Source organism: Salmonella sp. A29-2 (assembly GCF_020150755.1).
Lineage (GTDB): Bacteria > Pseudomonadota > Gammaproteobacteria > Enterobacterales > Enterobacteriaceae > Salmonella > Salmonella enterica.
This window is the reverse complement of record NZ_CP083731.1, coordinates 2,973,146-2,999,479: the sequence shown is the minus strand read 5'-3', so window position 1 is coordinate 2,999,479 and position 26,334 is coordinate 2,973,146. Positions and strand designations below refer to the sequence as shown.

Here is a 26,334-nt window from a genome sequence, read left to right as displayed (position 1 = left end):
TGATAAGCGTGCGCTATCGGGCATTCCACCGTTTGTATCGTTTGATTGTGTTATGCCGGAGAGCGCCTTGTGAATGATGTCCCCCACCGCCCGCAGGTGAAAACCCGTAAAGCGCTGACGCCGCTTCTGGAAATTCGCAACCTGACGAAGTCATTCGACGGGCAACATGCTGTCGATGATGTCAGTCTGACTATCTATAAAGGCGAGATTTTTGCCCTGCTGGGCGCGTCAGGTTGTGGAAAATCGACTCTGCTACGGATGCTGGCAGGTTTTGAACCGCCGAGCAGCGGGCAAATTATGCTCGACGGCGTCGATCTGGCGCATGTTCCGCCGTATCAGCGTCCGATTAATATGATGTTTCAGTCCTATGCGTTGTTTCCGCATATGACGGTAGAGCAGAACATCGCTTTTGGTCTGAAGCAGGACAAACTGCCGAAGGCGGAGATTACCAGCCGCGTCAATGAGATGCTGGGTCTGGTGCACATGCAGGAGTTTGCAAAACGTAAGCCGCATCAGCTTTCCGGCGGTCAGCGTCAGCGCGTGGCCCTGGCGCGCAGCCTGGCGAAACGTCCTAAGCTGCTCTTGTTGGATGAACCGATGGGCGCGCTGGATAAAAAATTACGCGACCGGATGCAGCTTGAAGTGGTGGATATCCTTGAGCGCGTCGGCGTGACCTGCGTCATGGTGACGCACGATCAGGAAGAAGCGATGACGATGGCGGGGCGCATTGCCATCATGAACCGTGGAAAATTTGTGCAAATTGGCGAACCGGAGGAGATTTACGAGCATCCGACGACCCGCTACAGCGCCGAATTTATCGGATCGGTAAATGTTTTTGAGGGCTTACTGAAAGCGCGTGAAGAGGACGGTCTGGTCATTGACGCGCCCGGTTTGGTTCATCCGTTAAAAGTCGATGCAGATGCCTCTGTCGTTGATAATGTGCCGGTATATGTGGCGCTACGTCCGGAAAAAATCATGCTGTGTGAGTCGCCGCCTGCCGATGGCTATAATTTCGCCGTCGGCGAAGTGGCGCATATTGCGTATCTCGGCGATCTGTCTATTTATCATGTGCGGCTAAAAAGCGGGCAGATGATCAGCGCTCAACTGCAGAATGCGCACCGTTACCGGAAAGGGTTACCGACCTGGGGCGATGAAGTGCGTTTGTGCTGGGAAGCGGATAGCTGCGTGGTCCTGACGGTATAAGGGGTAAACATGAGCACACTTGAACCTCCGGCACGCATCAGTAAACCTGGCGGCGCGGCGCTATGGTTGGCGCGAATGCAAATGAAACATGGGCGTAAGCTGGTTATTGCTTTGCCTTATATCTGGCTCATTCTGCTGTTTTTACTGCCGTTTCTTATCGTCTTTAAGATAAGTCTGGCGGAAATGGCGCGGGCGATCCCGCCGTATACCGATCTGCTGGAATGGGCTGACGGTCAGTTGTCGATTACGCTCAACCTCGGCAATTTTTTGCAACTGACCGACGATCCGCTCTATTTCGAAGCCTATCTGCAATCGTTACAAATTGCCGGTATTTCCACGATCTGCTGCCTGCTGCTGGGCTACCCGCTGGCGTGGGCGGTGGCGCATAGCAAGCCCTCCACGCGCAATATCCTGCTGCTGTTGGTGATCCTGCCCTCGTGGACGTCTTTTTTAATACGCGTCTATGCCTGGATGGGCATTTTGAAAAACAACGGCGTGCTGAACAATGTGTTGTTGTGGCTCGGGGTTATCGATCAGCCGCTGACGATCCTGCACACTAACCTGGCCGTCTATATCGGCATTGTTTATGCTTATCTGCCGTTTATGGTACTGCCCATTTATACCGCATTGACGCGCATTGATTATTCGCTGGTGGAAGCGTCGCTGGATCTCGGCGCCCGACCGCTGAAAACATTTTTTAGCATCATTGTCCCGCTCACCAAAGGCGGAATCATCGCCGGCTCGATGCTGGTTTTTATCCCGGCGGTGGGCGAGTTCGTGATCCCGGAACTGCTTGGCGGGCCGGACAGTATCATGATTGGTCGCGTCCTGTGGCAGGAGTTTTTCAATAACCGCGACTGGCCGGTGGCTTCTGCGGTCGCCATTATTATGTTGCTGCTGCTGATAGTCCCGATCATGTGGTTCCATAAACATCAGCAAAAAAGTGTGGGGGAGCACGGATGAATAACTTACCGGTCGTTCGCTCGCCCTGGCGCATTCTGATTCTGGTGCTGGGGTTTACTTTTCTCTATGCGCCGATGTTAATGTTGGTGATTTACTCGTTTAACAGTTCGAAGCTGGTGACGGTGTGGGCGGGATGGTCGACGCGCTGGTATGGCGAGCTCTTTCGGGATACCGCCATGATGAGCGCAGTGGGACTAAGCCTGACAATTGCCGCCTGCGCGGCGACGATGGCGGTGGTGCTCGGTACTATCGCCGCGGTGGTGATGGTGCGATTTGGACGATTTCGCGGCGCAAACGGCTTTGCGTTTATGATCACCGCGCCGCTGGTGATGCCGGATGTGATTACCGGGCTGTCGCTGCTGTTGCTGTTTGTCGCGCTCGGTCATGCTATCGGCTGGCCCTCCGATCGCGGGATGCTGACCATCTGGTTGGCGCACGTCACGTTCTGTACCGCCTACGTGGCAGTGGTGATCGCTTCGCGATTACGCGAACTGGATCGTTCGATTGAAGAGGCGGCGATGGATCTTGGCGCGGCGCCGTTGAAGGTCTTTTTTGTCATTACGTTACCGATGATCATGCCCGCGGTGATCTCGGGCTGGCTGTTGGCCTTTACGCTTTCCCTTGACGATCTGGTGATTGCCAGCTTCGTTTCCGGTCCCGGCGCCACCACGCTACCGATGCTGGTTTTCTCCAGCGTGCGCATGGGCGTGAACCCGGAAATCAACGCGCTGGCGACGTTAATCCTCGGCGTGGTAGGAATCGTCGGATTTATTGCCTGGTACCTGATGGCGCGAGCGGAAAAACAGCGGATTCGCGATATCCAGCGTGCAAGACGCGGCTGAAGCCACTAAAATCTTCCACTATGGCAATGCGTTGCCGCGCGGGTCGCGGCATCATTTTCAGGGAAGACATTCATTGGGATTTATAAAGCAATCAACCTCATCACATGCCCGTTTAAATGTGCCTACGCTGGTGCAGGTTGCGGCTATGGCGATTATTTTGATTCGCGGTCTCGATGTGCTGATGATTATGAATACCCTCGGCATACGCGGGATGGGCGAGTTTATTCATCGCAGCGTGCAGACGTGGAGCTTAACCCTTGTCTTTCTGGCCAGCTTAGTGCTGGTCTTTGTTGAAATTTATTGTGCGTTTTCGCTGGTGAAAGGCCGTAGCTGGGCGCGCTGGGTGTACCTGGCGACACAAATTATTGTGAGCGGATATCTGTGGGCGGCGTCGTTAGGCTACGGGTATCCGGAGTTGTTTAGCATCGCGGGAGAATCGAAGCGTGATATCCTGCATTCCCTGGTCATGCAAAAACTCCCCGATCTTTTAATTCTGTTTCTGCTGTTTATTCCCGCTCCCAGCCGTCGGTTCTTCCGGCTGCAATAATGTGTATAATCGTCGCCCCGGATAATATGAAGGTTTTTTGGTATGCAGTGCGCACTCTATGACGCGGGTCGCTGCCGTTCCTGTCAATGGATTACGCAGTCGGTTAACGAACAACTTTCCGCAAAAACAGCCGATTTACATCGTTTGCTCGCTGGGCTGCCTGTTGAACAGTGGTGCGCGCCGATTGGCGGCCCGGAACAGCATTTCCGCAACAAAGCGAAAATGGTCGTGAGCGGTAGTGTAGAAAAACCGCTCTTCGGGATGCTGCATCGCGACGGTACGCCGGTCGATCTTTGCGGCTGCCCGCTGTATCCCGCCTCCTTTGCCCCCGTATTCAGCGCGCTAAAACCTTTTATTGCCCGGGCCGGACTCACGCCTTATAACGTGGCGCGAAAACGCGGCGAACTGAAATACCTGTTGCTGACGGAAAGTCAGTTCGATGGCGGCATGATGCTACGCTTCGTGTTGCGTTCAGAAACCAAACTTACGCAACTGCGCGCGGCGTTACCGTGGCTGCGCGCGCAACTGCCGCAGCTCAGAGTGATCACCGCAAATATCCAGCCGGTACATATGGCGATTATGGAAGGGGAGACGGAAATCTACCTGACGGATCAGCAGGCGCTGGCGGAACGTTTTAACGATGTGCCGCTGTGGATTCGTCCGCAAAGTTTCTTTCAGACCAACCCTACGGTCGCCAGCCGATTATATGCGACGGCGCGCGACTGGGTAGGGCAACTGCCGGTACGCCATATGTGGGATCTTTTTTGCGGAGTGGGCGGATTCGGCCTGCACTGCGCGACGCCGCAGATGCAATTAACCGGTATTGAGATCGCGCCGGAGGCGATTGCCTGCGCGAAGCAATCCGCTGCCGAGCTGGGATTGACCCGCCTTCATTTCCAGGCGTTGGATTCCACCCAATTCGCCACCGCACAAGGTGAAACGCCCGACCTGGTGTTGGTGAATCCTCCCCGCCGCGGCATTGGCAAGCCGTTGTGCGATTACCTTGCACAAATGGCGCCGCGTTTTATTATTTATTCAAGCTGTAACGCGCAGACGATGGCGCAGGATATTCGTCATCTGCCGAACTACCGTATTCAACGTGTTCAGCTTTTCGATATGTTCCCGCATACCGCGCATTATGAAGTGTTAACACTGCTTTGCAGGCTGTAGCGCCAAAAGCCAGACATACAAAATATCTATATTAACTATCTAATTATCCATAAATAATAATAACCATGATCGATCGATAAAAAACTCCGATCGATCGTGGTTATATATTACCCTATTTTTGCAAATCAAATCACAAATAATCACTTTAAATCTTTTAATGACTAATTTTGATTATTACAGTGCGTGTAAGGCAAAATTAGACAAGGTGGTTTATCGGGTAACTTTCAATAGCATCAGCGAAGCAATACGTAACGTCAGTAAAGGGGTCAATCATGACAACGAATAGGCACGCTTATGGAGGGCGTTCAGACGATGTTTGCCAAATTTATAGATGTTATTCAAACGTTTTTAACTGAACCGGCAATATTAATTGGGATATTAGTCGGTGTTGGCTATGCGCTGGATAAAAAGACGCCTATAAAAATTATCACCGGTATGATCAGCGCGATGGTCGGTTTGATGATGGTGTTATTTGGCGGCTTTCAATTTTCAGCCACTTTTAAACCGGTTGCAGAGGCAGTCAGCAAAGCTTATGGCGTGCATGGATACTTAATGGATTCATACGCCATGAAAGCCGCGACGCAAATAGCGCTGGGCGATAATTTCGGCTATGTAGGATACGTTTTTGTACTGGCGTTTTTTACTAACCTGTTATTAGTTTTATTTGGCCGTTATACCGGCGCAAAAGGTATATTTCTTACCGGTAATACCGGGGTCTCTCATTCACAGGCGGTACTGTGGTTAATCGTCTTCTGGCTGGGGTTCGGTTGGGTACAATCCATTGTGATTGCCGGGGTATTGACCGGGGTCTTTTGGGCGTTTTCAACTACGCTTATTGTTAAACCCATTGCCAAAGTGACCAATAACGCCGGTTTTACCATTGCGCATAACCAGATGCTGGGACTGTGGTTTTTCTCGAAATTCGCGCATAAATTCGGCGATCCGGAAAAGCATGACGCCGAAAACCTGAAACTTCCCGGTTGGTTAGCCATTTTTAACCACAACGTGACGGCAATCGCCATTGTGATGACGCTCTTCGTTGGCGGTTTTCTATTGGCGACAGGGATCGATAACGTACAGTTAATGGCGAAAGGCAAACCCTGGTATATCTATATCATCAATCTGGGCCTGCAATTCTCTATGTATATGGTCATTTTGCTGCAGGGCGTGCGGATGATGGTAGGCGAAATTAACGGTTCGTTTAAAGGATGGCAGGATCGCTTTATTCCTAACGCTATACCGGCTGTGGATGTTGCTGCTTTATTACCTTTTTCGCCGAACGCGGCTACGCTGGGATTCGTCTTTTGTACCTTCGGCACGATTTTTTCCATGGGCATTCTGCTGCTCATCCATAGCCCTATTATGGTATTGCCTGGTTTTGTTCCGCTCTTCTTTTCCGGCGGTCCCATCGGCGTATTAGCCAACCGAATGGGGGGATATCGTTCCGTTATTATTTGTACTTTCCTGTTAGGGATTATTCAGACTTTCGGTACGGTATGGGCCATTCCTTTAACCGGGCTGGCAAAAGAAGGTGTTGGCTGGACGGGAATATTTGACTGGGCGACTCTGTGGCCTGCAATTTGTGAATTACTGAAATTTATTGCTTCAACGTTCCATCTTGGTCCTTATTCCATTTAATTGATTCGGTTTATATAAAGGATTTTATTATGAAAGATTCTGTAAATATTTTATTCGTATGCGGTTATGGCGTAGGCAGTAGCGTAATGTTACAGACTGTTGTTAAAAAAGCGTTAGCAAAATATGACTTCTCTTTTGATATGGAGCATACGGCAGCGGGAGAGGTCGGTGGATTTACCGACTGGGCAGATATTTATGCGATTTCGAAAAAATTGCTTGATGTTGTTAGCCTCGATCCTAAACACGGACAATATCTCATTCCCATTGAAAATATCATGGATGGCGAATCAATAGGCAAACAGATTTACGATGTGGTAGAGAAAAATTTTCCGCACCTGCTCAACAAATGAGGGTGAGTCATGAAAGCGATTATTCTGCTGTTTGACAGTCTGAATAAAAACTATTTGCCGCCCTATGGTGATTTGCTAACGAAAGCGCCTAACTTTCAACGCCTGGCGGCACATGCCGCCACCTTTGACAATAGTTATGTCGGCAGTATGCCCTGTATGCCAGCCCGTCGGGAACTGCACACCGGGCGCTATAATTTCCTGCATCGTGAGTGGGGGCCGCTGGAACCCTTTGATGATTCCATGCCGGAATTATTGAAAAAAACGGGGATCTACACCCATCTTATCAGCGATCACCTGCATTACTGGGAAGACGGCGGCGGTAACTACCATAACCGCTATAGCTCCTGGGACGTAGTACGCGGTCAGGAGGGCGATCACTGGAAGGCGAGCGTTGGCGAGCCGCCCATTCCGGAAGTACTGCGCGTTCCACAAAAACAAACCGGAGGCGGCGTTTCCGGGCTATGGCGTCATGACTGGGCGAACCGCGAATACATCCAGCAGGAAGCCGATTTTCCCCAGACGAAAGTTTTTGACGCCGGGTGCGATTTTATCCATAAAAATCATGCCGAAGATAACTGGTTATTGCAGGTTGAGACGTTTGATCCGCATGAGCCGTTTTATACCACCGAGGAATATTTATCGCTCTATGACGATGAGTGGCAAGGCCCGCATTATGACTGGCCGCGCGGCAAAGTCAGTGAAAGTGAGGAGGCGATAGCGCATATTCGCTGTCGTTATCGGGCCCTGGTTTCCATGTGCGACCGCAATCTGGGACGTATCCTTGATCTGATGGATGAACACGATCTCTGGCGCGATACGATGCTGATTGTCGGTACCGATCACGGCTTCTTGCTGGGGGAGCACGGTTGGTGGGCTAAAAATCAAATGCCCTATTATAACGAGGTGGCGAATAACCCGCTGTTTATCTGGGACCCGCGCAGCGCGGTAAGCGGAGCGCGACGGCAGTCGCTGGTGCAGATGATTGACTGGGCGCCAACGCTACTGGATTATTTTCAGCAACCTATTCCCGCAGATATGCAGGGCCAACCGCTGGCGAAAGTCATTGCCAGCGATGAACCCGTCAGGGAAGGCGCGCTGTTTGGCGTGTTTAGCGGACATGTTAATGTTACCGACGGACGCTATGTTTATATGCGGGCCGCGCAGCCGGGGCGTGAGCATGACATTGCGAACTACACGTTAATGCCGATCAAGATGAATGCGCGTTATGACGTGGATGAACTGGGAAAATTATCTCTGGCACCTCCGTTTAACTTTACTAAAGGGCTTCAGGTATTACGTATTCCGGCCAGGGAAAAATATAAAGGTGTGAATAGCTTTGGTCATCTCTTGTTTGATCTCAGAGATGATCCGCAGCAGCTGCATCCTATTCATGATGAGGCCATCGAAGCAAGGATGATCAACTTACTTATCCGTTTGATGAAAGAAAATGATGCTCCGGCGGAGCAGTATCGCCGTCTGGGTCTGGATGTTATCTAAAACGTAACAATGTTGTAAGCCGGGTACGCGTCAGCGTCACCCGGCAAGTATTAGTCCGAATCGCCTGTTGATGCAGGCGTTTGAGACTGATGACAAACTGTAGAATGCTCAATGGCGCTGCGCTTATCAGGCCAGGATAGTTTCCGATGGCGGCCCGTGGGCTGAATAAGGTATTTATACTGCCATTTCGCAACACGGTGGGCTAATCACATATGTCTTACTGCGGGAACCACTGATCGCTGATTTTCTGATAAGTGCCGTCCGCTTTAATGGCGGCCAGCGCATTATTCAGTTTTTCCAGCAACGCCTTATTGTCCGGGCGCACCGCGATGCCAAGTCCGGTACCGAAGTATTGCGGATCGGTCACTTTCTCTGTTGCCGGACCCAGTTGCGGATTCGTTTTCAGCCACTCATTGACCACTGCGGTATCGCCAAAGACGCCGTCAATACGGCCATTTTTCAGGTCGATAATCGCATTCTGGTAGCTGTCGTAGGCCACGGTTTTGACCTCCGGATGTTTATCCTGGAGATATTTTTGATGCGTGGTGCCATTTTCCATACCGATACGCTTACCTTTTAGATCGGTAAAGGTCTTATAGGTGTCTTTTTTGGCAATCACCAGCGCGGAGTTCGCATAATAGGGATTGCTAAAGGCGACCTGTTTACTGCGCTCCGGGGTAATGTCCATTCCGGAAATGACGGCATCATATTTTCTGAATTTCAGCGCCGGGATAAGACTATCGAAAGCATGATTGGTAAAAGTACATTCTGCCTGCATTTGCTTGCATAATGCGGTTGCCAGATCGATATCGAAGCCCACAATTTTATTACTCGCATCCAGGGATTCAAACGGGGGATAGGTGGCGGAAACCCCGAAATTGATTTTTTCAGCGGCGATGCTGCCAGTGGCGAAAGAGGCGAGTAATGCGGCCAGAACTAACTTTTTCATGATGTCACTCCCGTAATCTTATGATTATGCGCCGTGTCTGCGGCATAGATTTACAATGCCATTAATTGAATTTGTATGCAATAAAAATGATTAAATATTTTAAAATGGATAAAAAAAGACGGACAAGTTAACCACTTGTCCGTCGGATTTATTCAATATTATGCATCGTAGGCTTGATAAGCGCAGCGCCATCTGACCATTGTCGAACGGCGGCGAGAATGCCTTATCCTGCCTGGTTAATTGCGCCGCTCAAACGCCAGGGCTTTACGCTCAATCAAACGCATCATCAGCGTCAATAGACCGTTGACGACCAGATAAATTACGCCTGCCGCGCCAAATACCATCACATCGTAGGTACGACCATAGAGCAACTGACTGTACCCCATGACTTCCATCAAGGTGATGGTATAGGCCAGCGAGGTACTTTTGAAGACCAGTACCACCTCATTAGAATAGGAGGAGAGGGCGCGTTTAAACGCATAGGGCAACAAAATCGCCAGCGTATCTTTCTTACTCATCCCCAGCGCGCCGCAGGACTGCCACTGACCTTCCGGAATCGCGCGAATCGCGCCATAAAATAGCTGCGTGGTGTAAGCGGCGCTGTTTAGCGACAACGCGATCAGTGCGCACAGCCACGGTTCAGACAGTAGATGCCAGAGTAGCGGATACTCTTGCAGTGTCGGGAATTGACCGGGTCCGTAGTAGATCAGGAAAATTTGCACCAACAACGGCGTACCGGTAAACAACGTGATATAGCCGCGCACCAGCCACACCACGAACGGCGTTTTTAGTGTCAGGATAATGGTAAAAACTAACGCCAGCACCAAAGCGACGGCAATAGAAGCCACGGTCAGCGTCAGGCTGGTATGTAGCCCTTTTAGCAGTTCAGGTAAGTACTCAAGCATTAGTCCGGCCTCCGCTCAAAACGTGTCGCGCGCAGGTCTATGCGTTTGAGAATGTACTGACTGATCAGCGTAATGACCAGGTAAATAGCCGCCGCAATAATGTACCAGTTAAACGGTTCCTGGGTGCGTGTGGCAATACTTTTGGTCTGTAACATCAGATCGTTAACGCTGATAAGGCTGACCAGAGCCGTATCTTTTAGCAACACCAGCCACTGATTACCCAGCCCTGGCAGGGCGTGACGCCACATCTGCGGCATCACCAGACGGAAAAAAATCGCCGTCTTTGATAATCCCAGTGCCTGACCCGACTCCCACTGACCAGACGGAACGGCTTTCAGCGCGCCGCGTAGCGTCTGCGACGCATAGGCCGCATACAGCAGGGACAACGCAATCACGCCGCACAGGAACGGACTGACGTCAAAGTTCTCAATCTCCATTTGCACCGGGATCTGCGTAAAGCCGAGATGGAGGGTAAACCCGTCAGACAGCGTAAGCAGGAGTTGCGAGGAGCCGAAATAGATAAACAGCACCACCAGAATTTCCGGCAGGCCGCGCAAAATAGTGACCAGCGCGGAGCCTATCCAGGCAATCGGGCGCCATTTTACGGACTCCCAGACGGCAAAGAACATGGCTAACGCGAGGCCAATGATCAGCGCGCAGACGGCAAGGCCGACGGTCATCCCGGCGGCGCTTGCTAAAGGAAAAAATTCGTTCATCAAAGATTACTTCTGGAACCATTTGTTATAGATGGTCTCGTAAGTCCCATCTTTCTTCACTTTTTCCAGCGCAGTATTGAATTTCTGCTGCAGCTCGGTGTTGCCCTGACGTACCGCGATACCCAGGCCGGTGCCGAAATAATCTTTATCGGTGACTTTATCGCCGACCGGCGCCAGCTTAGGATTGGCTTTCAGCCATTCGGTCACGACCGCCGTGTCGCCGAAAACAGCGTCGATACGGCCATTTTGTAGATCCAGCTTCGCGTTCTGATAGCTGTCATACGGTACGGTGGTGATTTCCGGATGCTTATCCATGATGAATTTCTGGTGCGTCGTACCGTTCTGTACGCCGACTTTCTTACCTTTCAGTTGATCAACGCTGGTGTATTTGCCCTGCTGACCCACAAACAGCGCGGAGTTGTCGTAATATGGCGTGGTAAACAGCACCTGCTTTTCACGTTCCGGCGTGATATCCATTCCCGCCATTACAGCGTCGAAGCGGCGGAATTTCAGGCTGGGGATCAGGCTGTCGAACGCCTGATTGGTAAAGGTACAGGAGGCGTCGATCTCTTTACATAGTGCGTTGGCCAGGTCGACGTCAAAGCCGACAATCTTGTTATTAGCATCCATCGATTCGAACGGCGGATAGGACGCTTCGGTCGCAAAACGAATGGTCTGGGCTGCTGTAGCGGAAAGGCTAAAGCCTGCAATTAGCGCGGCAATCAGAACTTTTTTCATTGTCATTGTCCCGAATCTTAGTGAGAGAGATAGTTTTTGAACGCTTCGGTCTGAGGGTGGGCAAAGCAACCCGCATCACCGTGCTCGACGATGTGACCATTTTCCATATAAATCACACGACTGGCGGTCTTACGCGCCACTTCGACTTCATGCGTAACGATCACCTGAGTAATGTTCGTTTCCGCCAGCTCATGAATAATACTGACGATTTGAGCGGTAATTTCCGGGTCCAGCGCGGCGGTCGGTTCATCAAACAGCAGCACCTGCGGCTCCATCATCAGCGCGCGGGCAATCGCGACGCGCTGCTGCTGACCGCCGGAAAGGTGCAACGGATAACGATCGCTATATGGCTTCAGACGTAAACGCTCCAGCAGCTTTTCTGCGCGCGCCAGCGCCTGATCTTTTGTCAGACCCAGTACGCGGCAGGGCGCTTCAATCAGATTCTGCACAACGGTGAGATGTGGCCAAAGATTATATTGCTGAAAGACCATTCCGACATTTTGACGTAGCTCACGAATCGCCTTATCGGACGGCGTTTTCGTAAAGTCAAAATGGTTCCCGGCGATAGTCAGAGTGCCGGAGCGCGGCATCTCAAGCAGATTGAGTACACGCAGCAGCGAACTTTTACCCGCCCCGCTTGGGCCAAGCAACACCAGCGTTTCGCCTTCGGGGCAATCCAGCGTGATATCGAACAGCGCCTGATGCGCGCCGTAAAAGCAATTAATGCCGTTTAATTGAATACTCATTGACACTCGTATACAGGCAGTCTGATAGCTATTGAAGCCGCAGATAGTACCTTTCGCAGAATAGTTATGCAATATTTATGCGTTAAAAGTTAAATATATCCCACATTCTTCCCTAAACATAGCACAAAATAGCAGGAGGAATAGTAGGTAAGAAGAATTGTCGGCATCCCGGGCAGAATGCCAGACAATTTACGGGGTTATGGGTGCAAAAGCGGGGAATACTGTCTGTTAACGGTTTTCTATCGACTGGCGCAGCGTACCGGCAGGGGCATGGACATCTCCGCCCAGATAGCGAACGTCGTCAATCACCCAGCATGAGCCTTCGTGAATCATAAGCACTTCATCCTGCCAGCTTTGATCGCCCTGTTTTAACGCTACCCGCAGAGGAATGTTGCGCGCATCTCGGTTCGGGATGGTTGATGCGCTGGCGACGTTGGCGCTATCCGGCAGCGTAGCGCGGCTGGAGAACAGATCGCCGCTCATCAACTGACGGTGCTCCGTATCGCGGCTGGCGTCGGTCAACAATTTCGCCAGGTTATCACTCAAGTAGGGGCGAAGCGCGGCGATATCATTGCTGTGGTGTTGAATACGGTAGTCGTAAAATTGTTGAGCCACGCTGTCCGGGCCGCCTTCCACACACGCGCCGATACGCGGACCATTATCTTTGTAGGCGGGAGTGACGGTCGTACAGGCGCTAAGCAGAAGCGCGCACGGGATGAGCAAAGAGAGTTTAGAATAGCGCATGATGATTTCCTTATAGGCGATCGAGCAAAAACCGATCTACGATAATCAATTATATCCTTTCAATGATAGCGTATCAGCTTGATAATGCGTTTGAGATCGTGTGCTTAGCTAACCTGGGAGATTCACTATGCAGTTTTCAACAACCCCAACGCTGGAAGGACAAAGCATCGTGGAGTATTGCGGTGTGGTAACGGGCGAAGCCATTTTAGGTGCCAATATTTTCCGCGATTTTTTCGCCGGCATTCGGGATATCGTCGGCGGACGTTCCGGCGCGTATGAGAAAGAGCTGCGTAAAGCGCGTGAAATCGCTTTTCAGGAACTTGGCGAGCAGGCTAAAGCGTTGGGCGCCGATGCGGTGGTAGGCATCGATATTGATTACGAAACTGTCGGTAAGGATGGCAGTATGCTGATGGTCAGCGTCAGCGGAACGGCGGTGAAAACGCGCCGATGAGAGCGCTACTGTGGCTGGTGGGTCTCGCGTTGCTGTTAACAGGCTGCGCGAGCGAAAAAGGAATTATCGATAAAGAGGGATATCAGCTTGATACCCGACATCGGGCGCAGGCGGCCTATCCGCGCATTAAAGTCCTGGTGATTCACTATACGGCGGAAAACTTTGACGTTTCGCTGGCGACGTTAACGGGTCGCAACGTCAGTTCGCATTACCTGATTCCCGCAACCCCGCCATTATATGGCGGTAAACCGCGCATCTGGCAACTGGTGCCGGAACAGGATCAGGCCTGGCATGCGGGCGTCAGTTTCTGGCGAGGCGCCACGCGTCTCAATGATACGTCTATTGGCATTGAGCTGGAAAATCGCGGCTGGCGAATGTCCGGCGGGGTGAAATCTTTCGCGCCGTTTGAATCCGCGCAAATTCAGGCATTGATTCCGTTAGCGAAGGACATTATCGCGCGCTATGACATCAAACCGCAGAATGTGGTGGCCCATGCGGATATCGCGCCGCAGCGTAAAGACGATCCCGGCCCGCGCTTCCCGTGGCGCGAGCTGGCGGCGCAGGGGATTGGCGCCTGGCCTGACGCCCAGCGTGTGGCGTTTTATCTGGCTGGACGCGCGCCGTATACGCCAGTCGATACCGCAACGGTGCTTGCGTTACTCTCGCGCTATGGTTATGAAGTCAAAGCCGATATGACGGCACGCGAGCAGCAGCGGGTGATTATGGCGTTCCAGATGCACTTCCGTCCGGCGCAATGGAACGGTATCGCAGATGCCGAAACGCAGGCGATTGCCGAAGCATTACTGGAGAAGTACGGCCAGGATTAACGCGGTAAATTTCCGTGATCGCGTAGCCAGGCGGCGGTGCGTTCAATGCCTTCGTCCAGCGTGACGATGGGCTGGTAGCCCAGCTCTTCCTGCGCGCGAGTCGTATCGAGCGTAAAATCAAAATTCAGTTTTGACACGCCGTAATGCGTTAGCGGGGGCTCTTTGGCGGATTTTTTGCCGAAGCGCTCCATACTGCGGGCGATCATATCCAGCATCGGGTAAGGCACAGAGCGAATGCGGCAGTCGATAGTCAGTTCATCTATTAACTTTTGTACGATGCTGCGTAAGGTGCGGTTTTCGCCGTTAGTGATGTTATAAGCGCGGCCAGAAGGCAGATGATCGCAGCCCGGCTGGCTGGCCAGCCACATGGCGTGGATCGCATTTTCATAGTAGGTCATATCGACCAGCGCGCTGCCCCCGTGCGGTAATAAGACGCTACCGTAATGGTGCATCATATGCGCCAGACGTGGGATAAATACTTTATCGTGCGGGCCAAACAGGCTTTGCGGACGCAACACCGTAAAACGTGTTTGCGGATTAGCCTGCGCCAGCAGATTAATCACCTCTTCACCGGCGGCTTTACTGCGGGCGAACTCATTGGCAAACCGATGCGGACGGAAATCTTCTTTGATATCACGGTGATGGTGGTAATCAAAATAGAGTGAGGGAGAGGAGATATGAATAAAATTGCGCACGCCCCAGGCGACCGCCCATTCTCCCAGGCGGCGGGTGGCGCGAACATTCGCCAGATCGAAAGCTTGTTGGGTTCCCCAGGGCGAGGTAAAGCTGGAGCAGTGCCACAACGTGTCGATCCCGGCGAGCATCACTTTAGCCTGCGAGGAGACCAGTTCGGTTAAATCCGCATGGACGAACTCCGCGCCCATTTTTTCAAGCAGCTTGCCCATCGCTTCATTGCGACCCGTCGCTCTGACGCTGATGCCTTTATTGCGCAAAAATTCAACCGCGTTTCGACCTAAGCCGCTGGTGGCGCCGGTAACCAGTACCTTCATATCAATCCACTGTGTTTAATAAACCGTCGTGCGCATTCTTCCGTGAATTACGTCGGTATGCAATGGGAAACACGAAAGAATACAGCAACTTTTTCTCATTTTTCTGTGATTTGTTCTGCAAGTCGGGCAATACGCCTTGCCATTCCCCGGAAAATAAACAGGTGCGCCGGGATCATCAGTAGCCAGTAAATCAGGCCCGGCATTCCGTGTGGATGCCACCAGGCGCGCACGTCAATTTCGCGGTAGCGGCCTTTATCGTGCAGCGTGAAGCTAAGCCGCCCCAGACCCGGCGCTTTCATGCCAAACAAGAGCGTGAGCTGTTTTTCTGGTTCGACAATGATCACTTTCCAGCTATCTACCGTATCGCCAGGCTTGAGCAAGGTATGCGACGGGCGGCCTTTCGCCAGTTTATGCCCCACCAGACGATCCATCGCGGCGCGCGTCTGCCACAAAATATTGCCGAAAAAATAGCCCTCTTTGCCACCCAGCCGATTTACGACCTGCCAGAGCGCCGATAGGCTGGCCGGGGTCTGCGCGGTAAAGCCCGCCTGCTTTGGAAAATAGCCGTATTCGGGACGCCAGCGGGCGAAGGCCAGCGCGTCGTAGCCCCAGTCGCTGGAGTTCACCAGTTTTTCTTCTTCTTTTAGCGTGCGGCGAACGGCGTCATCAAAGGTGATAAGCGTTTGGGGGATCAACTTTTTTAACGCGGCGTCATCGGCCAGCAAATCGTGCCTTAACCCCTGGATTAAGGCTTTTGCGGTAGTCGGCGGCACAGAGGTAATGACGTTTAAAAACCAGACCGAAATCCAGCGGGTCGGAAAAGGAACCGGGATCAGCGGACGCCGTTTACCGCTGACGGCCATAAAACGTTCAAACTGCTGCTGATAGCTTAATACCTGCGGCCCGGCGGCTTCCAGAATACGATGCTCGCGCGCAGGGTGCTCCAGTAAGCCGACCAGGTAGTAGAGTAAATTTTCCAGGGCGATGGGCGTGGTGCGCGAACGCACCCAGCGCGGCGGTGTGAGTATTGGCAGGTTGTAAACCATGTCACGCATGACTTCGAAGGCGGCGGAGCCTGCGCCGACGATGATCCCGGCGCGTAATTCCGTCACCGGCACGCCTGCGTCGCGCAGCGTGTCAGCCGTAAGCTGGCGGGCGCGCAGGTGATCGGATTGCTCATGCGCCGGCGCCTGCAATGAACTGAGGAAAATAAGTTGCTTAACCGGCGTCTGGCGCAGCGCGTCGCGCACGTTGAGCGCCGCCTGACGCTCATGGGCGATAAAATCGCCGCCTTCGCCCATGCCGTGTACCAGATAGTAAACGGTATCAATGTCGCGAAGCAGTGCGGGTAAATTTTCCGGCCAGTGCAGATCGACCTTATGACAACTGACGTTGGCGAGGCGCTGTTTTTCCAGACGTTCGACGCGCCGCGCCGCCGCCCGCACCTGATGCCCTTGCTGACTTAGCGCACAGACCAGGTGCTGGCCGATATAGCCGCTGGCGCCGAGAACCAGAATGCGTTGCGCCACGTTGCTCTCCTTAGCGGGCTAAAAAGGCGCGCCAGTGGGCGACGACGTCGGCAAGCTGTTCGCGAGAGACATCCAGATGCGTCACCAGACGCACAATCGGCGCGGCGTTAATCAGGATATTCCGTTCCCGTAAATAGTCGCCAAGCGCGGCGGCCTGTGCTTCGCCAACGCGAACAAACAGCATATTCGTTTCGTGGCGCATGACCTCTGCGCCCGCTTCCCGAAGCTGCTGCGCCAGCCAGGCGGCGTTATCATGGTCCTCTTGCAGACGCGCCACGTTATGCTTCAGCGCATACAGTCCGGCCGCTGCCAGAATCCCGGCCTGACGCATTCCGCCGCCGACCATTTTACGCCAGCGCGTCGCGCGTTTAATGTAATCGCGGTTGCCGACCAGCAGCGAACCGACCGGCGTTCCGAGACCTTTTGACAGGCAGATGGTAAAAGAGTCGCAATACTGCGTAATCTCTTTTAACTCACAGCCGTAGGCAACCACCGCGTTAAAAATTCGGGCGCCGTCAACGTGCAGCGCCAGTCCACGTTCGCGGGTAAATGTCCAGGCGTCTTTCAGATACGCGCGCGGCAGCACTTTCCCGTTATGCGTATTTTCCAGACTGAGCAAGCGCGTGCGCGCGAAGTGGATGTCATCCGCTTTAATCTTCGCCGCCACGTTCTCCAGCGGCAGCGTACCGTCCGCGGCGGCGTCGATGGGCTGCGGCTGAATGCTGCCGAGCACCGCAGCGCCGCCAGCTTCATAGAGATAATTATGCGCGCCCTGACCAACGATATACTCTTCGCCGCGTTCACAATGGCTAAGTAGCGCGACCAGATTGGCCTGGGTGCCGGTGGGTAAAAAAAGCGCCGCTTCTTTACCGGAAAGGTCGGCGGCGTAGCGCTGAAGGGCGTTAACAGTAGGGTCATCGCCGTATACGTCGTCCCCGACCGGGGCGGTCATCATCGCCTCGAGCATGGCGCGGCCCGGTCGGGTAACGGTATCACTGCGTAAATCAATCATGGCACATCCCTGGATTTTAAAAGGTGATGTGCACTGTTTTACCTTAGCCAGTTCGTTTTCGCCAGTTCGATCACTTCATCGCCGCGGCCGCTAATAATGGCGCGCAGCATGTACAGGCTAAAGCCTTTCGCTTGTTCCAGTTTGATCTGCGGCGGGATCGCCAGCTCTTCTTTTGCCACGACCACGTCAACCAGTACCGGGCCATCGATGGAAAACGCGCGCTGTAGCGCTCCGTCCACGTCTGCGGCTTTTTCCACGCGAATACCGGTAATGCCGCAGGCTTCGGCGATACGCGCGAAATTGGTGTCGTGCAGTTCGGTACCGTCGGTAAGGTAGCCGCCGGCTTTCATTTCCATCGCCACAAAGCCCAGCACGCTGTTATTAAAGACGACGATTTTTATCGGCAGCTTCATCTGTACCACCGAGAGAAAATCGCCCATCAGCATACTGAAGCCGCCATCACCGCACATCGCGATAACCTGACGACCCGGCGCGGTGGCCTGAGCGCCGAGCGCCTGCGGCATGGCGTTGGCCATTGACCCGTGGTTAAACGAGCCCAGCAGGCGGCGCTTGCCGTTCATTTTTAGATAGCGGGCCGCCCAGACGGTCGGCGTGCCGACATCGCAGGTAAAAATAGCGTCGTCAGCGGCGAAATGGCTAATTTGTTGCGCCAGATATTGTGGGTGGATGGCTTTATCGCTGAGTTTGGCTAAGTCATCAAGTCCCTTACGGGCGTCCCGATAGTGCTCCAGAGCTTTATCGAGGAATTTACGATTGCTTTTTTCTTCCACCAGCGGCAGCAGGGCGCGAAGCGTGGCTTTAATATCGCCCACCAGCGCCATGTCGACTTTGCTGTGCGCGCCAATACTGCCCGGGTTGATGTCAATCTGAATGATTTTGGCATCGCTCGGATAAAAGGCGCGGTAGGGGAACTGGGTGCCGAGCAGGATCAGCGTATCGGCGTTCATCATGGTGTGGAAGCCAGAAGAGAAGCCAATCAGGCCGGTCATTCCCACATCATAAGGATTATCGTACTCAACGTGCTCTTTGCCGCGCAGGGCATGAACGATTGGCGCTTTTAGTTTTGCCGCCAACGCGACCAACTCCTCATGCGCGCCCGCGCAGCCGCTACCGCACATCAATGCGATATTGCTGGAGTAGCGCAGCAGTTGCGCCAGTTTTTTTAGCTCTTCCTCCGCCGGCGTGACGACGGGGTGCGGGGCATGGTACCAATGAGTGACGGCGTTTTCAGGCGCAGGTTTCAGCGCCACGTCACCCGGAAGTACGACCACGGAGACGCCGCGGTTTAGCACCGCTTTGCGCATGGCGATGGCGAGTACCTGCGGGATCTGCTCCGGGCTGGAAACCAACTCGCAATAGTGGCTGCATTCACGGAACAACTCCTGCGGGTGGGTCTCCTGGAAATAACCGCTGCCGATTTCACTGGACGGAATATGGGCGGCGATCGCCAGAACAGGGACGTGGTTACGGTGGCAATCAAACAGGCCATTGATCAGGTGCAGGTTGCCCGGTCCGCATGAACCGGCGCACACTGCCAGCTCGCCGGTAAGCTGCGCTTGTGCGCCGGCGGCGAAAGCGGCGACCTCTTCGTGGCGGGTTGGCATCCATTCAATGGTTCCCATACGATTAAGACTATCGCTCAGGCCGTTCAGGGAGTCGCCAGTGACGCCCCAGATTCGTTTTACGCCAGCCTGTTCCAGCGTTTTGGCGATAAAAGCAGCAACGGTTTGTTTCATGGTTCTCCATCTCCTTAAATGTGATAACGGTTACAAGTTTAGTTGAAGATGACGATGACGTTTTTCTTTGGCGAAGAGAGGGGCGAAAGGATGAAGCGAGTGGTAAATCGCCCGGTGGCGCTAACGCTTACCGGGCCTACGATGGAACGTTTACCGATTATGCGAGAACAAGATCGCCCTGCGGATGGCAGGAGCAGGCCAGTACGTAACCTTCGGCACTCTCCGCCTCGCTCAGCGTCATGGTGCTGCTCACCGTATAGTCGCCGGAAACGACTTTGGTTTTACAGCAGCCGCAAACACCTGCCCGACAGGCAGCGGCAACCGGTACTTTATTACTCTCCAGCGCCTCCAACAGCGTTGTACCGATCGGGGCATAAAATTCCTGCGCTGGCTGTAGTTTGGTGAATTTCAGGCCGCTGGTTGCCGTTTCCGCCACCGGCGTGAAGAACTTCTCTTTAAAGAAGCGCGTTACGCCAAGCGCTTTCACGCCCTGTTCGACGAAATCCATATAGGGCGCCGGGCCGCAGGTCATGATGGTGCGCGATGCCAAATCCGGTACGCGCTGTAATAATTCCGTGGTCAGACGGCCCGCGACAAAACCTTCCGTGGCATGATTTTCCGCCACTAGCGTGACCGGATACTGTCGCCACTCGTCGGCAAAAATCACATCATCCGGCGAACGGACGTTAAAGATGACCTGCACATCGGCCTGCGGGCGGTATTTTGCCAGCCAGCGACGCATCGACATGATTGGCGTTACGCCACAACCGGCGGCGAGCAGCAGAAACTTATCTTCTGTTTTATCGTCACAGGTAAAATCGCCCATTGCATCAGACAGCCAGATGTAATCGCCGCGCTTGATGTCATGGGTCAACCACTGTGAACCCGTGCCATCTTCAATCCGACGAACGGTCAGCGTGATATATTCACTGACGCCCGGCGTAGACGAAAGGGTGTAGGCGCGCAGCGTTTCCGCTGAATTACGCACGCTCACCAGCGCATACTGCCCGGCGCGATAAGGGTAGTAGTCATGGCATAATAGCGCAATTGTCCATACATCCGGCGTCTCCTGACGGATGTGATGCACCTGCATTCGCCAGGGACATTGTGAGGTTGGCATCGTCATTATTGACCTCCTTACGCGCTCAGCAATTGCTTCATGTCTTCTTCAACGGTGGTCACGGAACGCAGACCGAACTTCTCGTTGAGGATAGCCAGCAGATCCGGCGTGAAGAAGCCCGGCGCGGTCGGCCCGGTGATAATATTTTTCACGCCTAATGACAGCAGCGTCAGCAGAATCACGATCGCTTTCTGCTCAAACCAGGAGAGCACCAGCGATAGCGGCAGATCGTTGACGCCGCAGCCCAGTTTTTCCGCCAGCGTCACCGCCAGGATAATCGCGGAGTAAGCATCGTTACACTGACCGGCATCGACCAGACGCGGCAGCCCTTCGATGTCGCCGAACTCCAGTTTGTTGAAACGGTATTTACCGCACGCCAGGGTCAGGATCAGGCAGTCATCCGGTACGCTGGTGGCGAAATCGGTAAAGTAGTTACGCTCGCCGCGCGCGCCGTCACAGCCGCCGACCAGGAAGATGTGGCGCAGTTTTTCACGGCTGACCAGATCGATGAGCGTATCGGCAGCGCCGAGCAGGGTCTGACGGCCAAAACCGACGGTGATGAGATGCGGAATTTCGCTATACGGGAAGCCCGCCATTTGCTGCGCCTGGGCAATGACCGGCCCGAAGTCATCGCCTTCAAGATGGCTAACGCCCGGCCAGCCGACGATGCTACGGGTCCAGATACGGTCGTCATAGCTGCCCACGGTCGGGTCGATAATGCAGTTAGAAGTCATCACGATTGGGCCAGGGAAGCGGGCGAACTCGACCTGCTGATTCTGCCAGCCGCTGCCGTAGTTACCGACCAGATGCTTGAATTTACGCAGTTCCGGATAGCCATGTGCGGGCAGCATTTCACCGTGAGTGTAGACGTTAACGCCGGTGCCTTCGGTCTGCTCCAGCAGGTTGTAGAGATCTTTCAGATCGTGACCGGAGATCAGAATGCACTTGCCTTCAGTCGCTTTGACGTTGACCTGAGTCGGCGTTGGGTGGCCGTATTTGGTGGTTTCACCGGCATCCAGAATGCTCATCACTTTAAAGTTCATCTGGCCGATTTCCATTGCGCACTCCAGCAGCGCGTTCATATCAGCAGGCCAGGTGCCGAGCCAGGCCATGATTTTGTGGTACTGGGCGTAAATGTCGTTGTCGTATTGACCGAGAACGTGCGCGTGCTCCATATACGCCGCCGCGCCTTTTAGACCGTACAGGCACAGCAGACGCAGGCCGAGGATATTCTCGCCAATGGCGGCTTTGTCTTTATTCGGGGTAAATTCCGCCGCCTGACGTTGCAGTTCGCCCAGATCGTCGCTAACCAGTTGCAGATCGGCCATCGGATTGTCGCAATGCGCATTGGCATCCACGCTCAGGCACTGCGCTTTCAACGCTTCACGCAAGGCAATCGCTTCACGGGCGTAGCTGACGATACGCGGAGAGTCGAAGTTAACATTGGTCAGCGTGGAGAAAAACGCGCGCGGCGCAAAGTTATCAACGTCGTGATTAATGATGCCATATTCACGGGCCTTCACCGCCCAGGCAGACAAACCTTGCAAAGCCGCAATCAGCAGATCCTGCAGATCGGACGTTTCAGCTGTTTTACCGCACATTCCCTGCGCGTAGGAGCAGCCGTTTCCGGCTGGTGTACGGATGGTTTGTTCACATTGCACACAAAACATGGTCACACCTTTTAAAGTTATATTCAATATACATGTTTAAGGTTATGCCTGTGAACAAAGGGATAAAAGGGATTTCTGCCATAATGTGCAAGGAGATTGATTTAGCGCAATTTTGGCGGCAGATGCCTACCGCCAAAGAGGTATCAGGCCGAGAAGAACGCCATTAAGAGGGGGACCAGCAGGCTGAGGATAAAGCCATGTACGATAGCCGCCGGAACAATCTCTACGCCGCCGGAGCGCTGTAATACCGGCAACGTAAAGTCCATTGAGGTCGCTCCGCACAGGCCCAACGCCGTTGAACGGCTGCGGCGAACCAGGCCGGGAATAAGCATAATGGCTAAGAGCTCGCGGGCCAGATCGTTAAAAAATGCCGCGCTGCCGATAACCGGTCCAAACGACTCCGTCAGCAAAATACCGGAAAGAGAGTACCAGCCGAAACCTGACGCCATCGCCATGGCGGTTTTTAGCGGTAAGTCCAGGATAAACGCATTAATCACGCCGCCCAGTAATGAGCTTGCCACGACAACGACCGCGACCATCATTCCCCGACGGTTAAGCACAATTTGCTTTAAGGTCATGCCGCTATTTCGTAGCTGAATCCCCACCAGGAACAATAAAAAGATCAGCGTATATTCACTGGCTTCGGTGGCGTGCTGTAAAACAGAGAGTCCGCTCAGGCCGATAACAAACCCCAATACCACTACGCCGCACAGTTGTAGCGACTCCAGCGCCATGGCAATACGCGAAGGCAGTTTTTCCTGCTGATGATGGTGACGCCACGGGAGGATACGTTCCAGCCACAATAAGGCAGCGATATTACACAATAAAATAATCGTAATACTGACGGCGGAATAATGAAAAATCGCCACCAGATTACTGGCGAGGTTATCCAAAAACGCCAGGCTTATTCCCATAAAAAAGAGAATAAGATACACGATCCAGCTCAGTAGCCGGTTAATGAGTTGTAATGCGGCTTTATGTCGCAGTGGAATGAGATAGCCCACAATCAGTGGAACCAGAATGATTAAAAGTCCTGAAAACATGAACAGCCGGGCCCTTTTTTATTGTTTGAATAGCGTACATGACACTACCGAATTCCAGACTATCAGTAAAGTGACACCGTCAGCCGTACATTTATCAGACATTTGCCCCAGGCAAAGGGGGGGAATATCACGCCAGGCGGACGCATTTGCCGTTATACTGCGGTGAATTTTATGGAGTGATGACGTTTTTCTGGAGGAAGCATGATTCTCGAACGCGTTGAAATAGTAGGATTTCGCGGTATCAACCGACTGTCGTTGATGCTGGAGCAAAACAACGTGCTGATTGGGGAAAACGCCTGGGGAAAATCCAGCCTGCTGGATGCGCTGACTCTGTTATTGTCGCCGGAACTCGATCTCTACCATTTTGTCCGTGAGGATTTCTGGTTTCCGCCTGGCGACATAAAAGGACGCGAGCATCACCTGCATATTATTCTGACTTTTCGCGAAACGCAGCCAGGGCGGCATCGGGTACGTCGTTATCGAGCGCTGGAAGCATGCTGGTCGCCTTGCGAGGATGATTTTCACCGTATTTTTTATCGGCTAGAGGGCGAATGCGGCGCCGATGGCAGCGTGATGACGCTGCGCAGTTTTCTCAATAGCGATGGGCAGCCATTACTGGTGGAAAATATTAACGATCAGGTGCGCCACCTGGTTCGTTTGATGCCAGTGCTACGTTTGCGCGATGCGCGCTTTATGCGACGTATTCGCAACGGTACGGTGCCCAATGTGCCGGATGTTGAAGTCACGGCCCGACAGCTGGATTTTCTGGCGCGTGAGCTGGCGACCCGGCCGCAAAATTTAACCGACGGGCAGATTCGTCAGGGACTGTCCGCGATGGTGCAACTGCTTGAACACTATTTCTCAGAGCAGGGCGCAGGACAGGCGCGTCACCGACTCATGCGCCGACGTTCGCAAAATGAGCAGCGTAGCTGGCGCTATCTGGATATTATTAATCGGATGATCGACAAACCGGGCAGCCGGTCGCATCGGGTGATCCTGCTGGGGCTTTTCTCCACGCTGTTACAGGCGAAAGGGACGCTGCGGTTACATAAAGACGCGCGACCATTACTGCTGGTGGAAGATCCGGAAACCCGTTTACATCCCATTATGCTTTCAGTCGCCTGGCAATTGCTCAATCTGTTACCGCTACAGCGGATAGCGACAACCAACTCAGGCGAATTGCTCTCGCTAACGCCGGTGGAGCATGTCGTACGGTTGGTGCGTGAATCTTCCCGCGTCGCCGCCTGGCGTCTGGGCCCGGGCGGGTTAAGCGCGGAAGATGGACGGCGCATCGCCTTTCATATCCGCTTTAATCGCGCGTCGTCGCTGTTTGCGCGTTGCTGGCTACTGGTGGAAGGCGAGACGGAAACCTGGGTTATTAATGAGCTGGCGCGTCAGTGTGGACATCATTTTGATGCGGAGGGCATTAAAGTCATTGAGTTTGCTCAGTCTGGCCTGAAACCGCTGGTGAAGTTCGCCCGCCGTATGGGAATCGAGTGGCATGTCCTGGTGGATGGCGACGAAGCGGGGAAAAAATATGCCGCGACGGTCCGCAGTCTGCTTAATAACGATCGGGAAGAAGAACGCGAACATCTCACGGCGCTGCCTGCGCTGGATATGGAACATTTTATGTATCGTCAGGGCTTTGCCGATGTTTTTCACCGGGTTGCGCAGCTTCCGCCTAATGTGCCGATGAATACCCGGAAAATTATCACTAAAGCTATCCACCGCTCGTCAAAGCCGGATTTGGCGATTGAAGTCGCGATGGAAGCCGGGCGGCGGGGAATTGACGCCGTGCCGCCGCTGTTCAGAAAGATGTTCTCGCGCGTGGTTTGGCTGGCGCGGGGCCGGGCGGATTAACGTTTGAATGTGGCCGGAACCTGTTCGACGACGCTATCGAGTAACGCATAGCGGCGGCGATACTCGGCCCGTTTTTTACTGGCGATCTCCGCTTCGCTTTTTCGGGCGATCGCCAGCGGTAGCGCATAGTAATTTCCTTTAATTCTTTCACCGCCTAACGATTCCCAAAACGCGTCATAGTCGGCATGCATTTGCGTCTTTTTATCCATGTATCGCCAGCTACGGTAAACGTGCGCATCGTTACTCACAGCTATAATCTTTTCTGCCTGAAAGACTTGCGCAAACTGACAGAGAGCCTCCATCACGATGCGTTTGGGAAAAAGACCATGGCAGGCTTTGGTCGCCTGCTGGATAATTTCGTGAGGGACGTCGTTTGCCGCGCCCTGTAATCCGCCGATAAATAGTGTGCGTTGTTGGTTAAAGCGACACAGAGTAAATGTGATCTCTGCCAGAATACGTAACTGTGCGTCGCGAACAACAATAGTGCTTTCACCTTCTTTATCCAGTGAGACCAGACTGACTAAATCAAGTTGAAACAACTCGCCGGTTTTAGTTTCAAATTTAGCAAGATTCAGGCCATACTGACTTAAATAGCTAACTTGTTGTTCCCGCGATAAAAGTTGGCGCATCTGTTGATAATGAAAACACAGAGCGTCTAAGGCGAAATCGCGTTTAATATTTACAGCCATATAAGGACGATGTAGCCGAATAGGCAAACGCGGCTGACGAGCAAGTAACGTATTTAACTCCGGCCATTGGGTGAGATTGGTCAGTAATTGGCTGGTCGCACGCGGCATGACTAATGAGCGGATTAAAAACTTGCGACGAAAGCTGGCTTTACGCCAGAATTTTCCTGGCTGTAATTGCCCGCGCGTCAGACGAATAAATAATTGTAAAGGAGAGATGTAATCTGATGTGTACCAGGTATTATCTGTAAGCTGTGTCATGATCGTAATCCGCGACATAAGATTGTCGAGATTGAACCACAGGAAACATTAACCAATCGTCAATACAGCCGGCGCTATCTTTATTGCGTCAGCTTTGTTT

The 26,334-nt window shown here is 53.1% G+C and carries 25 protein-coding genes; 11 read left to right on the top strand and 14 right to left on the bottom strand.

Annotation, left to right across the window (positions count from 1 at the left end):
- The first annotated feature begins 69 nt into the window (after positions 1–69).
- The 8 genes from potG (at position 70) to K8W53_RS14650 (ending at position 8,210) form a co-directional block, all read left to right on the top strand.
- On the top strand, positions 70–1,203 hold the full coding sequence (potG, locus tag K8W53_RS14685) for a putrescine ABC transporter ATP-binding subunit PotG (protein ID WP_001000698.1): 1,134 nt from the start codon (positions 70–72) through the stop codon (positions 1,201–1,203).
- A gap of 9 nt (positions 1,204–1,212) precedes the next feature.
- Complete coding sequence (gene potH, locus K8W53_RS14680) at positions 1,213–2,166, top strand: putrescine ABC transporter permease PotH (protein ID WP_000105453.1); 954 nt, start codon at positions 1,213–1,215, stop codon at positions 2,164–2,166.
- The gene (gene potI, locus K8W53_RS14675; RefSeq protein WP_001061629.1) at positions 2,163–3,008 is read left to right on the top strand and encodes a putrescine ABC transporter permease PotI; all 846 of its coding nucleotides are present in this window, start codon (positions 2,163–2,165) and stop codon (positions 3,006–3,008) included. Before potH ends, potI begins: the two co-directional genes overlap by 4 nt.
- A gap of 73 nt (positions 3,009–3,081) precedes the next feature.
- On the top strand, positions 3,082–3,555 hold the full coding sequence (locus tag K8W53_RS14670; protein WP_000505788.1) for a YbjO family protein: 474 nt from the start codon (positions 3,082–3,084) through the stop codon (positions 3,553–3,555).
- 42 nt (positions 3,556–3,597) lie between these two features.
- On the top strand, positions 3,598–4,725 hold the full coding sequence (rlmC, locus tag K8W53_RS14665) for a 23S rRNA (uracil(747)-C(5))-methyltransferase RlmC (protein WP_001623325.1): 1,128 nt from the start codon (positions 3,598–3,600) through the stop codon (positions 4,723–4,725).
- 294 nt (positions 4,726–5,019) lie between these two features.
- Positions 5,020–6,363: a PTS sugar transporter subunit IIC gene (locus tag K8W53_RS14660; protein ID WP_000399323.1), complete on the top strand. Its 1,344-nt coding sequence runs from the start codon at positions 5,020–5,022 to the stop codon at positions 6,361–6,363.
- A gap of 29 nt (positions 6,364–6,392) precedes the next feature.
- Positions 6,393–6,713 carry a PTS sugar transporter subunit IIB gene (locus K8W53_RS14655; protein WP_000655399.1) on the top strand — a complete coding sequence of 107 codons (321 nt, stop codon included), beginning with the start codon at positions 6,393–6,395 and terminating at the stop codon, positions 6,711–6,713.
- A 9-nt stretch (positions 6,714–6,722) separates the two neighbouring features.
- Positions 6,723–8,210 (top strand): sulfatase, encoded by a 1,488-nt coding sequence (locus K8W53_RS14650; RefSeq protein WP_023224756.1) that lies wholly within the window; start codon positions 6,723–6,725, stop codon positions 8,208–8,210.
- Positions 8,211–8,427: 217 nt separating this feature from the next.
- On the opposite strand, the gene artJ is transcribed toward K8W53_RS14650, so the two are convergent.
- The 6 genes from artJ to K8W53_RS14620 form a co-directional block, all read right to left on the bottom strand.
- On the bottom strand, positions 8,428–9,159 hold the full coding sequence (gene artJ / locus K8W53_RS14645) for an arginine ABC transporter substrate-binding protein ArtJ (protein ID WP_000737538.1): 732 nt from the start codon (positions 9,157–9,159) through the stop codon (positions 8,428–8,430).
- Between the two features lie 236 nt (positions 9,160–9,395).
- The gene (gene artM / locus K8W53_RS14640) at positions 9,396–10,064 is read right to left on the bottom strand and encodes an arginine ABC transporter permease ArtM (protein WP_000895393.1); all 669 of its coding nucleotides are present in this window, start codon (positions 10,062–10,064) and stop codon (positions 9,396–9,398) included.
- Complete coding sequence (gene artQ, locus K8W53_RS14635; protein ID WP_001001677.1) at positions 10,064–10,780, bottom strand: arginine ABC transporter permease ArtQ; 717 nt, start codon at positions 10,778–10,780, stop codon at positions 10,064–10,066. Before artQ ends, artM begins: the two co-directional genes overlap by 1 nt.
- 6 nt (positions 10,781–10,786) lie before the next feature.
- Positions 10,787–11,518: an arginine ABC transporter substrate-binding protein ArtI gene (artI, locus tag K8W53_RS14630; protein WP_000756586.1), complete on the bottom strand. Its 732-nt coding sequence runs from the start codon at positions 11,516–11,518 to the stop codon at positions 10,787–10,789.
- Positions 11,519–11,535: 17 nt separating this feature from the next.
- Positions 11,536–12,264: an arginine ABC transporter ATP-binding protein ArtP gene (artP, locus tag K8W53_RS14625; RefSeq protein ID WP_000027186.1), complete on the bottom strand. Its 729-nt coding sequence runs from the start codon at positions 12,262–12,264 to the stop codon at positions 11,536–11,538.
- A 228-nt stretch (positions 12,265–12,492) separates the two neighbouring features.
- Complete coding sequence (locus tag K8W53_RS14620) at positions 12,493–13,008, bottom strand: lipoprotein (protein ID WP_001270724.1); 516 nt, start codon at positions 13,006–13,008, stop codon at positions 12,493–12,495.
- 127 nt (positions 13,009–13,135) lie between these two features.
- On the opposite strand from K8W53_RS14620, the gene K8W53_RS14615 reads away from it, so the two are divergent.
- Positions 13,136–13,459, top strand: a complete 324-nt coding sequence (locus tag K8W53_RS14615) for a heavy metal-binding domain-containing protein (RefSeq protein ID WP_001160725.1) — start codon at positions 13,136–13,138, stop codon at positions 13,457–13,459.
- A complete protein-coding gene (locus K8W53_RS14610; RefSeq protein ID WP_001202293.1) occupies positions 13,456–14,286 on the top strand; it encodes an N-acetylmuramoyl-L-alanine amidase in 831 nt (276 codons plus the stop codon). Before K8W53_RS14615 ends, K8W53_RS14610 begins: the two co-directional genes overlap by 4 nt.
- Here the strand turns inward: K8W53_RS14610 and K8W53_RS14605 are convergent.
- From K8W53_RS14605 to K8W53_RS14575, 7 genes are all read right to left on the bottom strand, one after another.
- Positions 14,283–15,296: an NAD-dependent epimerase/dehydratase family protein gene (locus tag K8W53_RS14605; RefSeq protein WP_000866907.1), complete on the bottom strand. Its 1,014-nt coding sequence runs from the start codon at positions 15,294–15,296 to the stop codon at positions 14,283–14,285. The two genes, K8W53_RS14610 and K8W53_RS14605, sit on opposite strands and share 4 nt — an antisense overlap.
- 95 nt (positions 15,297–15,391) lie before the next feature.
- Positions 15,392–16,825 (bottom strand): SDR family oxidoreductase, encoded by a 1,434-nt coding sequence (locus K8W53_RS14600; protein ID WP_058654712.1) that lies wholly within the window; start codon positions 16,823–16,825, stop codon positions 15,392–15,394.
- 10 nt (positions 16,826–16,835) lie between these two features.
- On the bottom strand, positions 16,836–17,837 hold the full coding sequence (gene ltaE / locus K8W53_RS14595; protein ID WP_000566346.1) for a low-specificity L-threonine aldolase: 1,002 nt from the start codon (positions 17,835–17,837) through the stop codon (positions 16,836–16,838).
- 38 nt (positions 17,838–17,875) lie between these two features.
- The gene (gene poxB, locus K8W53_RS14590) at positions 17,876–19,594 is read right to left on the bottom strand and encodes a ubiquinone-dependent pyruvate dehydrogenase (RefSeq protein ID WP_000815324.1); all 1,719 of its coding nucleotides are present in this window, start codon (positions 19,592–19,594) and stop codon (positions 17,876–17,878) included.
- A 157-nt stretch (positions 19,595–19,751) separates the two neighbouring features.
- Positions 19,752–20,720 carry an NADH oxidoreductase gene (hcr, locus tag K8W53_RS14585; RefSeq protein WP_052939251.1) on the bottom strand — a complete coding sequence of 323 codons (969 nt, stop codon included), beginning with the start codon at positions 20,718–20,720 and terminating at the stop codon, positions 19,752–19,754.
- Positions 20,721–20,731: 11 nt separating this feature from the next.
- A complete protein-coding gene (hcp, locus tag K8W53_RS14580) occupies positions 20,732–22,384 on the bottom strand; it encodes a hydroxylamine reductase (protein ID WP_052939252.1) in 1,653 nt (550 codons plus the stop codon).
- A gap of 143 nt (positions 22,385–22,527) precedes the next feature.
- The gene (locus K8W53_RS14575) at positions 22,528–23,427 is read right to left on the bottom strand and encodes a lysine exporter LysO family protein (protein ID WP_000491119.1); all 900 of its coding nucleotides are present in this window, start codon (positions 23,425–23,427) and stop codon (positions 22,528–22,530) included.
- Positions 23,428–23,628: 201 nt separating this feature from the next.
- Here K8W53_RS14575 and K8W53_RS14570 point away from each other — a divergent pair, with 201 nt between their 5' ends.
- Positions 23,629–25,287, top strand: a complete 1,659-nt coding sequence (locus K8W53_RS14570; protein ID WP_000599765.1) for an ATP-dependent endonuclease — start codon at positions 23,629–23,631, stop codon at positions 25,285–25,287.
- Here the strand turns inward: K8W53_RS14570 and K8W53_RS14565 are convergent.
- On the bottom strand, positions 25,284–26,234 hold the full coding sequence (locus K8W53_RS14565; protein WP_001537300.1) for a VirK/YbjX family protein: 951 nt from the start codon (positions 26,232–26,234) through the stop codon (positions 25,284–25,286). The two genes, K8W53_RS14570 and K8W53_RS14565, sit on opposite strands and share 4 nt — an antisense overlap.
- Positions 26,235–26,334: the final 100 nt, after the last annotated feature.